Below are 15,217 nucleotides of genomic sequence, written 5' to 3' on the forward strand. Positions count from 1 at the left end.
CTTATTCAATTTTATCCGATTAACTGATGTACCTAATAGTAGATCGGATTTTAAATTTCAAAAACAAAGATGTATACCAACCGTGAGGAATTGACAGAGTTCTACCGCCTGTTTTTCACGAAGAAACTCGAAGAATATTTTGGACTATATGCAGCAAATAGGAGTTCCAATAGTATGAGATCAAGGCGGGAACTCAGCATATGAAATGATTCGTAATCTACGCAAAAAAAAATAGGGAGAATCCACTGGTAAGTTCAACGCATACATCAATGTGTTTTCCAGTAGATGCCGGAATCCTCATTAATAAGTTCCGATGCGAATGAATAAATAGCTTGAATGACAAGTTCTTTTATGCACCGTGGCATCCAACAGAACTATCATTGGTCCGCTATATATTCATCCCATCGGTTGTGAACTCATACCTACCATGTTGGAATCTCCCTTTAGGATAACTTATTAACTAAGTTCTATAGATTCATCAAGGATATAAGCATCCTTGTGTTACAAAGTCGCTAATTTAATTGCCAATTGACCCAACCGTGTAGAATAACCAGCTTCATTATCATACCAGCTAACAACCCGGATAAAATCATCATCACAAGTGGTCAATTCTACATCAAAAATCGAAGAATAGGGTGATCCGATAATATCACTGGATACAATAGGATCTGTTTCGTATTTTAAAATTCCCTTCATATCCCCTTCCGATGCTTTTTTGAAAATTGCATTGACCTCTTCTGCTGTTGCGGGTTTTTCAACTTTCACTGTCATATCAATTAATGAACCAGTGAGCGTTGGTACCCGATAAGCCATTGCCATAATTTTGTCTCCAATAGCCGGATACACGAGACGTACAGCTTTAGCGGCTCCAGTACTTGTTGGAACAATGTTTTGCGCAGCTGCTCGTGCTCTTCGCAAATCTTTATGTGGAGCATCCTGAATGTTTTGATCTGCGGTATAGGCATGAATCGTGCTCATAGAACCAGTCTTGATTCCGTAGTTTTCATCCAACAGCTTTACTACAGGCGCCAGACAGTTGGTCGTACAGGATGCATTGGAGAAAATCGTCTCTTCTGGATCAATTTCTTCTTCGTTGACACCCAGAACGATGGTTTTTACATCACCTTGTGCCGGAGCTGAGATCAAAACCTTTTTTGCTCCTGCTTCCAAATGTTTGGATGCTTGCTCGCGCGACCGAAAGATACCGGTACACTCCAATACAAAATCCACTCCAAGTTCGTCCCATGGAAGTTTGGCAGGATCTCGTTCTGACAAAGCAACTACTTTCTCTCCGTCAATAAATATATTCCCGTGATCAGCCGTCACTTCGTGATCCAATGTCCCATGTGCGGTATCATATTTTAATAAATGAGCCAAGGTGTCGTTATCCGTCAAGTCATTAATAGCGACTACCTGAACTTCATCATTGTCAAGTAAACTTCGGAAGGTCAATCTGCCGATCCTTCCAAATCCATTAATTGCAATTTTCTTTGCCATAAGTTTTTGTTTTATATCCGTACTGTTCAAATAAATAATTCCCTGAAAGGGCCTGTTTAGAAGTTGCAAATGTAACAAAAAAATGATAGAATGAAATATTCTAAATTATTCGTTCACCTACAATCCAGTAATACCCTTTATTGTATCAATAATCATCATCCTTAAAATGAAAAAAGTCACACTTTTGTTTTCAAAACTTTTGGAAATTAAATAAATATCCTATATTTGCCATCGCTTTGAAAAAGTGGCCCGTTCGTCTAGGGGTTAGGACGCCAGGTTTTCATCCTGGTAGCAGGGGTTCGAATCCCCTACGGGCTGCCTTCAGTAAGCCGGAAAGAAAATTTTCTTTCCGGCTTTTTTTTTGGTTGATTTTCAAGGCTTTATAATCCTGGCCTCTAACTGAGAACCCCCACATAGATGGTTTATTACAGAAAAATACCATCTTTAAGTTCTTAAATCAGATCGAACAAACATAGTTTATGGATATTTCTTTGCGATCATCCCCGGTGCATTTTATACTATGGGGAATTATTGCTGTGGTAATGATCCGCATTGTCCTGGTATTCGCAATGGGTATGATGCCACAGGATGCATATTATTATCTCTACAGTGAACATTTGAGTCTATCCTATTTTGATCATCCGCCCATGATCGCCTGGCTGTTGAGAATATTTTCTATTGTATTTGGTAAGACAGTACTAGGTGTCAAGCTCACCGACTTTATCCTGACGACCGGTACAATTTTCGTTTTTTACAGACTCGCACAAAAATTTCATACTGGATTTATGGTTGATCGGTCGATGTATCTGATACTGTCGACCATGCTGATTTCTATTTTGTCTTTGGTAACCACTCCCGATGTCCCTTTAATGCTCTTCTGGTCGTTATCGGTATTATTTCTCTACCGGGCTATCGAATCCAATCAGGCAAGGGATTGGTTGCTGGCCGGGTTTATGACTGGCCTCGCGTTTGACAGTAAATATACAGCTCTCATGATTTTAGTGGGCCTATTTGGCTATTTATTGACGTATGCCCCCAAGCGCCACTTGTTGCGACGTAAAGGACCGTATTTGGCTGTGATGATCTTTGTGCTCACGATCATGCCGGTGCTTATATGGAATTTTCAAAATGACTGGATATCTATTAAGTTCCAATCATCGGACCGCGTCAGCTCAATGGAAGTCATGAATATCCAACTGAAGTATTTTTTCGGAAATATTGGTACTCAAATGTTTTTATTACTTCCAGTACTATATATTTTCCTTCTGGTCGCATTGATCCGACAAACCTACAACTACTTCAAATCGCGATGCCAGCCGGATGGTCATCATTGGTTTCTATGGTGGTTTTGTGCACCGATGGTTTTTGGATTTATGTTTTTGTCGATGATATACTGGGTAAAACTAAACTGGGCCATGCCCGCCTACATCACGGGAATATTATTGGCCGTCAACTTTATTCCCGGAAAATGGGTCCGGATACAGGTTTTATTGAGCGTGGTGTTCCATTTTGCATTTTTAATCCAGGTATTTTATTACCCATTTTCAATCCGGTCTGATGATACGTGGTGGGGTTGGCCTGAACTGGCAGTTCATGTAAAACAAATTCACACCAGGTATCCAGATTCTTTTATCTTTTCGGACGATGGTTACAAGACCTCCGCGGAATTATCCTTTTTCCTCGATCAAAAGATATACTCGGGAAATGTGATTGGAAAAGACGGTCTTCAATTTTCCATTATAGATCCCGAACTGCACCATCTGAAAAATAAGAATGCACTGTATATCGATTCCGAAAAACGGTTTGATGATATTAATCCACACCCCATGCCAAGACCGGAGTTGTCAGAGTATTTTGAATCAGTGCAACAAATGGAGCCTATAATTATCTACAACGATTCCGGTGAACCCGAACGAAAATTCTTGGTATATTACCTGACGAATTACAAAGGGTCATAGTTTCATTTTGTAGATTACGATTAATTATTCGAACCGGTCCCGTAAAAGTTAAACTGGCTTAATTTAATATTAAATGAAGTCGAATGCTCTTTTTTTCGTAGTTTTTACCTAACTTATCAAACCATTATTTAATCGTTTAAAACCTATACCTATGTCAATCGTAAAAGTAATTGAAGTAATTGGAAGCAGTGAAAATAGCTTCGATGAGGCATTGGAAAATGCCGTAGCAGAAGTTTCGAAAACCGTACGCAATATCGATTCTGTATTTGTGAAGGATTTTAAAGCCCATGTAACCGACGGGAAAATATCTTCGTATGGGGTCATATGTAAAATCTCTTTCCGAGTAACCGACGGCGTATAACCTTATCCACAAAATTTAGAAACCGGTTTTATGGCCTGTTCCTCCGGGGGCAGGCTTTTTTATGCTTCAGAGATTACTGGTCCGCGCAGAACCACCATCTAGCCACCCAGATTCGCAATATCAGCACTGATCAGCTGATCGTATCTTGACCCAAATGGACGATAGTACGTCAGCAATAAATAAAAATTTTCCGTTTCATTGGAATTCCCCTCCAATACATTGAAGTCGAGGCCCTGGTCCGTACCACCATGGTGAACTGCATATAAGTAATCATAACGCCCCTGTTTAATCAAAAGGGTACCCTCGTAAATTTCATTTTCAGAATTGTAGGTTAATTCAAATCGTGGGTCGGCAGCATAATTGGTAAAACCACCCGCAACGTATACCCGTTCATTCCCCATGTCCAAATTGCTTTTTAGTCGAAAATCAACCTCGACGTATTCGGAAGTTGTCGAACTACTCCCTGAAAAATTTCGTTCGTTATCGATCATAAAACTTCCGTTTTGGTCCCGTTCCAGAAAATAACTTCGACCGGCTCTGGACTGTTCGATCTCTTTGACGACGACATAACCATCTTTGTATTCCGTAATATCACTTATTCCAAAACTCCGATACCCCAGGTTGCGTAGATCCAGACTACGGAAATCCATACCTCCCGGAAATACGATCTTGCCACGCCAGTCAAATTCGATCACATCACCAAATACATTTCTGGGCTGGATGTTTCTGATCGATCGCTCCCAAATTCCATTTTGTAAAATTGTCACTGAAACATCCTGGAGTGGATTGGAAATACGAAAATCTTTGTGGTTCACCGTCAATTCCAATGCCTGGTGCGTTCTCATCTGTGAAACACGGGACGGTCGCTGTAATTTTGCGGATGCAAACACTTTTTTATCGACCACCATAAACTTACGGACCAGCACTACCTCGTCCGTATTTTCATCATACACCGTGATCAGATAATTCCCACTCACTTTGGGTTTGAGTCCGTTTCCTGGAAAACGAACCTCATAATGGACATAATCCACATGGGTCTGATTTGAAAAAGCATATTCTTCGATCAATTGATCATTGATGCCTTCGAGATATTCGATGTCTGATAAATCAGATGGCGTCCAATCCCGGTTACAATGCTGTAGCTTGTACCTGTAATACCGGGCATCTGTAGTCAGGTCATCAAATGACAGCAAAAGTCCTGTATGGTCTCCCAGCCGCATGACGGGCAGACCATAAATGGCGCCAGGTACTGATATTTTTGCAGAAAATATTGATGGGGCTGTGACTTCCTGTGCATGGACCGATACATAGCGCGCAGACAAACAGATCAGGACGATATAAAGAATTCTTTTCATACAGGAATATATAACTTACAATTGATTAATCAAAGTACGTCTTGTATATTTATATAACACTAACATACGGATTCCCATGGATGTGAAATCGCCATAACTTTTCTTTCCACTCTTCGGCGTAATCTATACCGACTCGCTTACTCTTGATAATTTCATCAGTCGGTACCTGCACGTAAGGTTCCACCCACAGTGGATTCCCCGAACTTTTATTCACGGACAAACCATTCAATGTGCGATCAATCCCCAAAGCCTGACATAACTTCCCCGGACCATTCGTGAGTTGCTTATCTGAAATTTTCTCTCCTCGCCGTAGTCGCATTTCAGTCAATCCAGCATCAGGTTCCAGTGCCCGGACAAGAATAGCATGGGCCGTTTCCGGTGGCCCTGATACTATATTAAACAGGTGGTGAATCCCATAGCACAAGTAAATATAGGAGGTCCCTCCTGCCTTAAAAATAACTTCAGTACGAGCCGTCCGACGATTTCCGTAGGCATGACTGGCTTTATCTTCAGGTGCCCGATAGGCTTCCGTTTCTACGATCACGCCACTGGTCAATTGACCGCCGATACGTGTACATAATCGGTAGCCCAACAACGATTTTGCCAACGCGACGACATCGGTGCTTTGAAAATCGAGGTATTCAGTATTTGGTGAATTATCTTCGCTGATAATTAGGCGATTCTTTGGTAATGGTAATATTATGCGGATGACTTTCGGTAATCCCGGAATGAGTTATACTGACAAACTGGGCTTTTTGCAACGCTTCGATATTTGCAGCACCACAATACCCCATACCAGCTCTCAGACCACCAATATACTGCACCATCACTTCAGCCAGGCTTCCTTTGAAGGAAATTCGTCCTTCAATACCTTCCGGAACAAGTTTTTTGATATCATCCTCGACATCTTGAAAATATCGATCTTTGGACCCTCGATTCATCGAACTAATGGATCCCATGCCCCGGTAGGTTTTAAATTTTCTTCCTTCATAAATGATGGTTTCACCTGGAGCTTCATCGACGCCGGCAAATAAAGATCCGGCCATGATGGTATCGGCACCAGCCACGAGCGCCTTGACAATGTCCCCGGTAAAACGAATCCCCCCATCTCCAATGATCGGAACACCAGATTTTTGGATGGCCTGTTTGGCAGAATAGATGGCACTTAGCTGTGGGACACCTACTCCGGCCACGACTCGAGTGGTACATATACTTCCCGGTCCTACCCCGACTTTCACTGCATCCACCCCGGCCTCGACCAGAGCTTCTGCTCCCGATCCCGTGGCTACATTTCCTCCAACAATTTGTAAATCAGGAAACTCCTTCTTGATCCGCCGTATCGTATCCAATACGCCAGCAGAATGACCGTGTGCCGTATCTACTGCAATCACATCAACATCAACAGCGCGAAGTGCGTGGATCCTTTCCATGGTATCGTGCGTGACTCCTACTGCAGCGCCTACACGAAGTCTTCCGTAAGAATCCTTGCATGAATCAGGATAGCTTTTGACCTTAGACAGGTCTTTGTAGGTGATCAACCCAATCACCCGGAAGTTTTCATCAACAACGGGTAATTTTTCAATTTTGTTCTTTTGCAATACGACTTCGGCCTGCTCCAGATCAGTGTCGCCTGGAACGGTCACCAGATTTTCCCGGGTCATTAGTTCATGTACTTTTTTGCGGGAATTGGTTTCAAACCGAAGGTCACGGTTCGTCAGTATTCCTACTAACTTACCATCTGTTTCAGTAATAGGAATACCGCCGATCTTATGTTCTTTCATAATATCCTGCGCTTCTCCGATGGTGGCGTCGGGGGAAAGCGTAACCGGATCCAGTATCATGCCACTTTCACTCCGCTTCACTGCTCTCACCTGTCCGGCCTGCTGCTCAATGGTCATATTCTTATGAATAAACCCAAGACCGCCCTGACGTGCTACAGCAATCGCCAGTTCCTTTTCGGTCACAGTGTCCATAGCGGCACTAACAATAGGTACATTGAGTGTGATTTCACGGGTAAGACGGGCTGATATATCAACCTCCCGGGGTAAAATCTCTGAATAATGAGGAACGACCAATACATCATCGAAGGTCAGTCCCTGTGTGATAATCTTGTCTTGTGCTGATTTCTTAATTTCCATGTGCAAAAGTAGGGTTTCTTAACTATATCCCATAAATTCGATTGAACAAATTTCTAAAAATGGATGAAATTGATCAGAAATGGATGAAAACAGCCATTCAACAAGCCAAAATGGCGTTGGAACTTGATGAAGTCCCCATTGGCTGTGTCATCACGTACAACAATCAAATAATAGCCCGGTCACACAATCAGGTGGAACGTCTCAATGATCCCACTGCGCATGCAGAAATGATTGCGATCACTTCTGCCACCGAAGCTGTCGGCAGTAAATATCTGAATAAATGCAACATATACATTACCATGGAACCGTGCTTTATGTGCGCTGGAGCCATACACTGGAGCCGGTTTCGCAAAGTAGTGTTTGCCGCAGCAGATCCTAAAAAAGGTTTTACCAAGTATAAACCCTCTGTATTGCTGGATAAAGTGGAGATCATAGGTGGTGTGCTTGAAGAAGAAGCCAGATTGCTCATCAACCGGTTTTTTCTACGAAAAAGATAATGATTCCTAACGATCATTTAATGTGTTTAAATAATTCACGATCCTTCGTATCTTAAGGGAAAACATCTTTGATATGAAAAACATCATTTTAACCTTTCTACTTGGAAGTCTTGCATGGGGGTGCACACCACAGCTTTCCCACTTTACGCAATCCCTCGTCCAACAATATCAATACGATGATCAGGCCCTTCAAAAAATTCAGTTCTACCTTTCCGATGATATCATTTTGCATCGGGCACTCCGTCAAGGTGAATCGACGATCGAACAGGGCAGAATATCCATAAGAAATGGTAGACGGGTGGAAGAAATTGTGTTTCCCAAGGGTACGCCCGGCGTATTTGTTTTCAGTCCTGGCAAGGATCGATTGGCTATTTCATTTGAACGAAAAGCTGATCACTATCTCATTTTTGGTCCAGCAAAAAACAGCCGGGGGTATCGGGGCGAAAAAGGCGTTTACCGATTGTTAGCCAAAGAATGGAAAAAAGATTATGGTATTGTGACCTATGGGGATAAAGAATACGCTACCCCGGGACGATCGGCCTATGTCGGTCTCTTGGTAGATATCGATGAAAAAGGAATTGTCAATCGCAGAGTAAAGGAAGTGGGTGGAAGAACGGTAAGGTGATTCTTAATTGTTGATGGTTGATGATGAATGGTTGTTGGTGAATTGTCAGCGGTCAGCTTTGGTGTTCAGCTAACTTCAAATTAAAGATTTTCACCTCCTTTTAAACAATACCGGGGGATTTCGCTGTTTATCGATCATAGACTATTCTTCACCAAAAAATATTAATCGTTATGGACAACCACTCCATGTTCCCTGAAAGCTCGAAAGAACTGGCAGAAAAAAAGGCAAATCTTGCTTTTGACAACCTCAAAGCTTGGCGTAAATTTAGCCGCACAGTATTCAAAGAAGGTGCATTGCCGGAAAAAACAAAACAACTCATCGCCGTAGCTGTCGGCCATGTCACCCAATGCCCCTACTGCATTCGAGCTCATACCAAGCAAGCCCTGGAGAAGGGTGCCAGCCGCGAAGAAATCATGGAAGCCATTTGGGTCGCATCAGAAATGAGAGCTGGAGCTGCATATGCTCATGCAAATATAGCCATGGATGAAATGGAGAAATCCGAAAATGACCACTAATGGATCAACGAATCGATTATCAAGAGAAGTATCCCGAACTCATCAAAGGAATGCTTGAAATTGAAAAACAGATCCGGCAAAGCAAATTGAACCCATCGATCTATGAACTAGTCAAACTCCGGGCCTCTCAAATTAACGGATGCGCATATTGTATCGATATGCATAGTAAGGATGCCCGGGCAAATGGTGAATCCGAACAGCGATTGTACGCTCTAAGTGCGTGGCGGGAAACACCATTTTTTTCGGACCGGGAACGCACCGCGCTGGAATACACGGAGACTTTGACGCTCATCGCAGAAAAAGAGGTTTCGGATCGATCGTTTGAGCAACTCCGGTTATATTTTGACGAAGACGAGGTGATGGCACTGACCATGGCTATTGTTGCAATCAACGGATGGAACCGACTGGCCATTAGTATGCGAGTACCACCAGGAACTTATCAGACCAATCATAAATCATAGTATGTCAAAGTAAATGAACCATGAATTTAGAACATAAGGTTGCCGTAGTTACCGGGGCCAGTAAAGGGCTTGGGAAGGCGATTGCAGAACAATTAATACATAACAAAGTACAGGTATATGGCATTGCGCGCACTAAAAATGCACTCACGCAGCTCAGGTCGGACTTTGGCGAGTTATTTATTCCCGTGGTATTGGATATCACTAATCAGAAAGACGTAGATTCATGGATCGAAAGTACATTTGACGCCAGCCACACTCCAGATATATTGATCAATAATGCAGGTATTGGTTCATTTCATGCAATTGATGACACAACGCATGAGGCATGGCATAAAATGATTAACGTGAATCTGAATGGAGTCTTCTACCTCACCGCAGGATTGGTCCCTTTTATGAAAAGCAAAGATTACAGCACCCATATTATTAATATCGGATCCATACTTGGAACCGCCGGCCGCGCAAAAGGCTCTGCTTACAGCGCCACCAAATTTGCTATTCAGGGTTTTAGTCAATCGCTTTTTCTCGAATTACGCCATGACCAAGTGAAAGTGACATGCCTCAATCCCGGTTCCATAGAAACGGACTTTTTTAGCAGTTCAGGCATACAATCCCATGATCATATGCTTCATACCAGAGATATCGCTGATACCGTAATTCATCTCCTCCAAACTCCGGATAATTACCTGGTCAGTGATGTGACCATCAGACCATTGATTCCAAAACCGGGGTAGGTTATTGGTTATGGTGTTATTGCGTTATTGGTTGCTGTGCTCTTGAGCTTTAGCTATTTACCTCCTAAGACGAATCGACAATCCACCGTCAACAATTAATCAATACTCAGGATCTGTCCTTTCTCATCCAGATCTTTCCGCAATTGATCGTAATCTACATCTTGGACCGCGATCTCATTTTCAATAGCAATGGCTGCCGCTGCCGCTCCGGATTGGCCTAAAATCATAAAGACAGGTTCCATTCGAATAGAACCAAACGCAATATGGCTTGCTGATACACATACCGGTACAATCAGATTTTCACAATCCTCTCTCTTAGGAACCAAGGATTCGTATGAAATGGAATAGGGGCCCTTTGTACTTACCCCAATGTCACCTTCATTTTGAACAAATCCATCCGGTTTGATGTATCTTTGGACATTGTGTGAATCCATGGTATACGAGCCCATCCCCACTGGTTTCGGCGTAGGCTGTCGTTTTAACAGTTCATTCTCGGTCATAACAAACTCCCCCACCATACGCCGTGCTTCCCGAACATAGATTTGGTGCGGCCAGTTGTCATTATCTACAAATTCATCCTTGGCCAAACCCCAGTTTTTCATTCGTGATTGAATGTCTTCAGGCACCCGGGGATCATTGGCTACAAACCAGTACAATCCCTTTTGATATTGCTCGTGATCTTTTATGATCTCTCTTCGTCGCTCATAGGAAGCCTCCGGATAGTCATAATTCATACCAATGTGATCACTGCTGAATGGTCCATGATTATTCGTGTCTGTCTTACGATTGGGAATCATGTCAAATTTTTGAAAGAAGTCTTTTCGCCCGGTTTGAAACATTCTGTGCAGCAGTTCATACTGCGTCGAATCATAGCCTTCTGGTTTGGGAAAGGGGACTCTGTTATCCGGATGGTTGGTCAGGCAGGTGCGAAAACAATAGGCCTGAATTTTATCATCACCACTCCCCTTCTCACCAGGATGCTCCGTAGAGATCAATGGTAACACCCCACTGGTCGGATCTCCCGGTATGACATATGGTGAAATATCAGAATGGAACCAGTGTTGATGATGCAGGACCCCGGTCTGGACACCATTCCATTCCTCGTCGTACTGAGCTGTGCTTTCACGCCCCACTGTATAAGATACCCCGGCAGCAGCCATCAGATCTCCTTCGTAGGTTGCATCCATAAATATTTTACCACGATACGTTTTACCATTTAAAGTAGAGATCGAAATAATTCGGCCATTTTCTTTCTCCACTTCGGCATTCCGGTCCAGCCATTCATCCCGATCCACTCTAATGTTGTATTCTTTCACGAGGTCTTCATACACCTGTTCGGCAGCGTGTGGCTCGAATATCCACATCGTTCGATTGGCTCCATCAATAGCAGGTGTGCCCTGGCCTTTATTTCCAAAATCTGATCTGTTTTCCCATATCCAGGCCGAATCTGTCGTATAATGTTGATACAACCGATGGTAAAATTCTCTCGCCAGACCACCAATCACACTTTTGTCTCCGGTATCTGTAAACCCCAGACCGCCTGAAGTCAATCCGCCCAGATGCGTATCAGGTGATACTACGATGACACTATTTCCATTTTGAGAAGCTTCGACAGCAGCTATAATAGCAGCAGATGTACCACCGTATATAATGATGTCAGCAGTATTTTCATCAGAGGATGAATGCTCCGGGGCGCAAGAAAATCCTATGCACAGTAAGGATAAAAGCAATAGGTAGTAGACTTTTTGTTTCATTTATTGATTATTATTATACTTTGATCTTTATGAATAAGATGTAGCCATAGTACTCTGTTTTTGAGCCCCAAATTCGGACCAAAAAACGCTGCCTATAATTACTCCAATACTTGTTTGTCTTTCAAAAGTTTTTCTTTCAACTCTCCATAGGATAAATCCTGGACAGCAGATGATTGGTCAACGGCCATAGCAGCTACTGTGGCAGCCGATTGGCCAAGGACCATAAACACAGGCTCCATTCGGATCGAACCAAACGCAATGTGAGAAGCGGAGAGCGCCACAGGTACCACCAGGTTTTCACATTCAGATTTTGTCGGCGTGATCGATCGATAAGAAATCGGATAAGGCTTAAACCCGGATACCTCTACGTTTCCTTCATTTTTCACCATGCCATCCACTACGATACGCTGTGTATTGTGAGAATCCATTCCATATGCCGCCATTCCGATGGCATCTTCCACGACCACATCGCCCTGGCAATGATGTTCTGTCATGACATAATCACTGACCATGCGTCGGCCTTCCCGTACATAGAGTTGAGGGGTAAAGTGATTATTACTAACGTATTCATCTTTTGGATACCCCCATTCCTTCACGAAGTTTTGAAGTTCTGAAGGCACCCGCGGATCATTCTGGTAAAAATAAAACAACCCCTGTGTATAATCAAGGTGTTCTTTTTGAATAGCTTCCCGAATTTCATAGCTGGCTTCGGGCCAATTGTGATTCATATCAATAGCATCGGTTGAAAAACCACCCCGGTTATTCACATCCGTTTTCTGGTTTGGCATTTTAGACCAGATGAAGTATTGATTGATTTTTCGCATATCAGGTTGTGCCTCGAACAAACGCACCAACAATTCATATTTGTCAGGATTATAATTATCTGGTTTCTCTATTGCAAGCCGATTCTCAGGGTTATTCGTCAGACACATTCGAAAATTATAAGCCTGCATGAGCTGATCTCCTTCCCCTTTCTGTCCGGGTTTATTCGTACTGACCCCCCAAAGTAGTCCACTTCCCGGATGGCCCGGTTCCACATAGGGATCCACGCCGTCCGGAAATTGGTGATATCCGGATTGTTTGTGGTATTCCGCTAAGTAATAACCGTTCAAAGTCTCACCGTATACTTCATTATCTTCGCGTCCCACCGCATAGGTTACACCGGCAGCGGCCATCAAATCACCTTCATAGGTACCGTCGATAAAAGCTTTGCCCGTATACACGGAACCGTCCATCATGGTAATGGAACGAATGGAGTTGCCCTCCTTTTTCACACCTGCTTTCCGATCGAGCTTTTTGCCATATTGTACTTCAATGTCATAGGGCTCCATCATTTTGTGGTACACATGTAGAGCAGCTGAAGGTTCAAAGGTCCACATCCCATCATCTCCTTCACTATTCCGATGTTCATTTTTACCAAAATAGTCCGATCGGTCTTCCCATTTCCAATTGGAGTTTTGGTCATAATGGTTTTTGAGGTTTTGATAAAACTCTCTGGAAATCCCTCCGATCACCCGTTTATTGCCAATATCTGTGGCACCAAGTCCACCAGCAGAGAGTCCACCCAATCGGTGATAAGGCTCAAGAATAACAACTGATTTGTCCATCCGGGCTGCCTGTATAGCTGCAGATACACCCGCCGATGTTCCTCCGTAAATAACGATATCATAGGAATTCGATTGGGCAATTGCGGGTACCGAGAATAGGAACAAACCAATGTAAAAAACAAAATTTCGAATCATAGTTGGATGAAAATTAAGGTTGTGGTTGAATTGTCAATACAGCAAGATAGTTCCATATCAGGATAGCGACAATTTCTATTAATAATTCAGAATTTGTGAAGTTCTATGACTAATCAGTACCCCGGGTTCTGATCTTGCGCAGTAATATCGGGATTATTATTGATTTCATCTTCATCGATGGGCCATAAAAACCGTTCATCTATAAAATCCTTCCCCGCGGCTGCCAATGCCTCTTTCACTTTGCCGGTTCGTTTCAGATCCCACCATCGCTTACCTTCAACGATAAATTCGTAAGCCTTTTCCTGCAACACGGCATTCTGAAATTCCGTTGCAGTCATATTGGCTGAATAATCAACCGGGGAAGAACTAAACATCTCGTACCCATACGCCCTTCTTTTAATAGCATTCAAAGCCTCCACAGCATCCACCGTGGGACCATTGTTCGCCATCGCAGCAGCTTCAGCAAAAATCAGGTAAGCTTCCGTAATTCGAAATATGGGATCGCTATACAATCTTAGACCGTCCGTACCTGTAATAAATTTTTTAAACAGTACTGGAGAAGATGATGGCAGTGAAACCATCTCACCATCGGGGCCCAGATATTCCCGGTACAAATTAAATTCTTTCCTCAGGTCATTATCATCCCATTCGTCGCCAATAAAAGAGTTCAGATTGGGTAACCACGCAAAAACACCCCCACTGGAATAATTATAGGGCGGCGTATTGGGGCGGTGCAGATAACTCGGTATAGAAGATTGTCGTGAAGCGGAGTGGTTCACGGCCAGTATATATTCTGTATTTGCAAAATTAGCAAAGGTGTTGTAGTAATCATCGGCCTCAGTCACTGGTGTCAGTTGATAAGGACTGTTGTCCATAACATCCTTCGAAACACGAGCCGCATCATCCCATTTTTCCAGGGTCAGGTACACTTCAGCCAGAAGCATTTTGGCAGCCCACACCGATAATTGGCCGGTGTTATCTCCCACACTTTCGGGCAGATTCTTTTCAGCTTCCAATGCATCACTCAATATCAGGTCATATACCTGGTCCTGAGAAACTCGTGGACTGGCAATATCGCTGATGTCTACACTCTCAGAAGTTTTGAGCGGGACATCACCAAATCCTCTGACCAGATTAAAATAAGATAATGCCCGGAAAAAATGAGCTTCTGAAAGGATTCGTGCTTTGACGTCCGGATTGATGTCCTCGATAGCGGGAACATTATCCAATACAGAATTCGCCCGGTTAATGGTCCGGTAAAACGAACTCCAGATACTGCCCGCTCTGTTAATATTCGTCTGATCCAAAATTTGATCAAATACCGTGATCGTCGCTTGTGATCCCCGACCATTCGCGTAATCACCATGTAGTACAGAAAACAACCAGAAAGTAATGCCATAATCAGATGCAAACGAAGAATACACCCCCGCAATAGCACCCTCTGCGTCAGCCTGGTTTTTGTAATAATTGTTTTTGGAAATAAAATCCTTTGGTACTTCTTTCAGTGTTTCTTCACACGCCATGAAAAGCGTAAGCGAAAAAATGAATAGTAATATATATTTCATGTTCGTACTTTTTATTAT

General features: G+C 43.0%; 14 protein-coding genes and 1 tRNA gene. 8 read left to right on the forward strand and 7 right to left on the reverse strand.

What is annotated here, in order from left to right; translation table 11 throughout:
• Positions 1–501: 501 nt before the first annotated feature.
• Complete coding sequence (gene gap / locus KUV50_RS04225) at positions 502–1,497, reverse strand: type I glyceraldehyde-3-phosphate dehydrogenase (RefSeq protein ID WP_222578850.1); 996 nt, start codon at positions 1,495–1,497, stop codon at positions 502–504.
• A gap of 246 nt (positions 1,498–1,743) precedes the next feature.
• Here gap and KUV50_RS04230 point away from each other — a divergent pair.
• The 3 genes from KUV50_RS04230 (at position 1,744) to KUV50_RS04240 (ending at position 3,816) form a co-directional block, all read left to right on the forward strand.
• A tRNA-Glu gene (locus KUV50_RS04230) sits at positions 1,744–1,815 on the forward strand.
• Between the two features lie 161 nt (positions 1,816–1,976).
• Positions 1,977–3,455 (forward strand): glycosyltransferase family 39 protein, encoded by a 1,479-nt coding sequence (locus KUV50_RS04235; RefSeq protein ID WP_222578851.1) that lies wholly within the window; start codon positions 1,977–1,979, stop codon positions 3,453–3,455.
• 151 nt (positions 3,456–3,606) lie between these two features.
• Positions 3,607–3,816 (forward strand): dodecin family protein, encoded by a 210-nt coding sequence (locus KUV50_RS04240; protein WP_222578852.1) that lies wholly within the window; start codon positions 3,607–3,609, stop codon positions 3,814–3,816.
• A gap of 98 nt (positions 3,817–3,914) precedes the next feature.
• Here KUV50_RS04240 and KUV50_RS04245 read toward each other — a convergent pair whose 3' ends face one another.
• The 3 genes from KUV50_RS04245 to guaB are packed head-to-tail and all read right to left on the reverse strand — an operon-like array spanning position 3,915 to position 7,309.
• Positions 3,915–5,171, reverse strand: a complete 1,257-nt coding sequence (locus KUV50_RS04245) for a DUF5103 domain-containing protein (RefSeq protein WP_222578853.1) — start codon at positions 5,169–5,171, stop codon at positions 3,915–3,917.
• Positions 5,172–5,220: 49 nt separating this feature from the next.
• Positions 5,221–5,871: a DNA-3-methyladenine glycosylase gene (locus KUV50_RS04250; protein ID WP_410000028.1), complete on the reverse strand. Its 651-nt coding sequence runs from the start codon at positions 5,869–5,871 to the stop codon at positions 5,221–5,223.
• A complete protein-coding gene (gene guaB, locus KUV50_RS04255; protein ID WP_222578854.1) occupies positions 5,828–7,309 on the reverse strand; it encodes an IMP dehydrogenase in 1,482 nt (493 codons plus the stop codon). Before guaB ends, KUV50_RS04250 begins: the two co-directional genes overlap by 44 nt.
• A gap of 59 nt (positions 7,310–7,368) precedes the next feature.
• Here guaB and KUV50_RS04260 point away from each other — a divergent pair, with 59 nt between their 5' ends.
• The 5 genes from KUV50_RS04260 (at position 7,369) to KUV50_RS04280 (ending at position 10,138) form a co-directional block, all read left to right on the forward strand.
• Entirely contained in the window at positions 7,369–7,806 is a 438-nt protein-coding gene (locus tag KUV50_RS04260; RefSeq protein ID WP_222578855.1) for a nucleoside deaminase, read from the forward strand.
• A 73-nt stretch (positions 7,807–7,879) separates the two neighbouring features.
• On the forward strand, positions 7,880–8,431 hold the full coding sequence (locus KUV50_RS04265; protein WP_222578856.1) for a hypothetical protein: 552 nt from the start codon (positions 7,880–7,882) through the stop codon (positions 8,429–8,431).
• 170 nt (positions 8,432–8,601) lie between these two features.
• Positions 8,602–8,946: a carboxymuconolactone decarboxylase family protein gene (locus KUV50_RS04270; RefSeq protein WP_222578857.1), complete on the forward strand. Its 345-nt coding sequence runs from the start codon at positions 8,602–8,604 to the stop codon at positions 8,944–8,946.
• Positions 8,946–9,407 carry a carboxymuconolactone decarboxylase family protein gene (locus KUV50_RS04275; RefSeq protein ID WP_222578858.1) on the forward strand — a complete coding sequence of 154 codons (462 nt, stop codon included), beginning with the start codon at positions 8,946–8,948 and terminating at the stop codon, positions 9,405–9,407. Before KUV50_RS04270 ends, KUV50_RS04275 begins: the two co-directional genes overlap by 1 nt.
• Positions 9,408–9,427: 20 nt before the next feature.
• Entirely contained in the window at positions 9,428–10,138 is a 711-nt protein-coding gene (locus KUV50_RS04280; protein ID WP_222578859.1) for an SDR family oxidoreductase, read from the forward strand.
• 95 nt (positions 10,139–10,233) lie between these two features.
• Here KUV50_RS04280 and KUV50_RS04285 read toward each other — a convergent pair whose 3' ends face one another.
• The 3 genes from KUV50_RS04285 to KUV50_RS04295 all read right to left on the reverse strand — a co-directional run bounded on the left by KUV50_RS04285 (position 10,234) and on the right by KUV50_RS04295 (position 15,199).
• The gene (locus KUV50_RS04285) at positions 10,234–11,892 is read right to left on the reverse strand and encodes an FAD-dependent oxidoreductase (protein ID WP_222578860.1); all 1,659 of its coding nucleotides are present in this window, start codon (positions 11,890–11,892) and stop codon (positions 10,234–10,236) included.
• Positions 11,893–11,990: 98 nt separating this feature from the next.
• Entirely contained in the window at positions 11,991–13,634 is a 1,644-nt protein-coding gene (locus KUV50_RS04290; RefSeq protein ID WP_222578861.1) for an FAD-dependent oxidoreductase, read from the reverse strand.
• A 113-nt stretch (positions 13,635–13,747) separates the two neighbouring features.
• Positions 13,748–15,199, reverse strand: coding sequence for a RagB/SusD family nutrient uptake outer membrane protein (locus tag KUV50_RS04295; RefSeq protein ID WP_222578862.1), 1,452 nt, complete (start codon positions 15,197–15,199; stop codon positions 13,748–13,750).
• Positions 15,200–15,217: the final 18 nt, after the last annotated feature.

Origin of the sequence: Membranihabitans marinus, assembly GCF_019802045.1 — a bacterium.
GTDB lineage: Bacteria > Bacteroidota > Bacteroidia > Chitinophagales > Saprospiraceae > Membranihabitans > Membranihabitans marinus_A.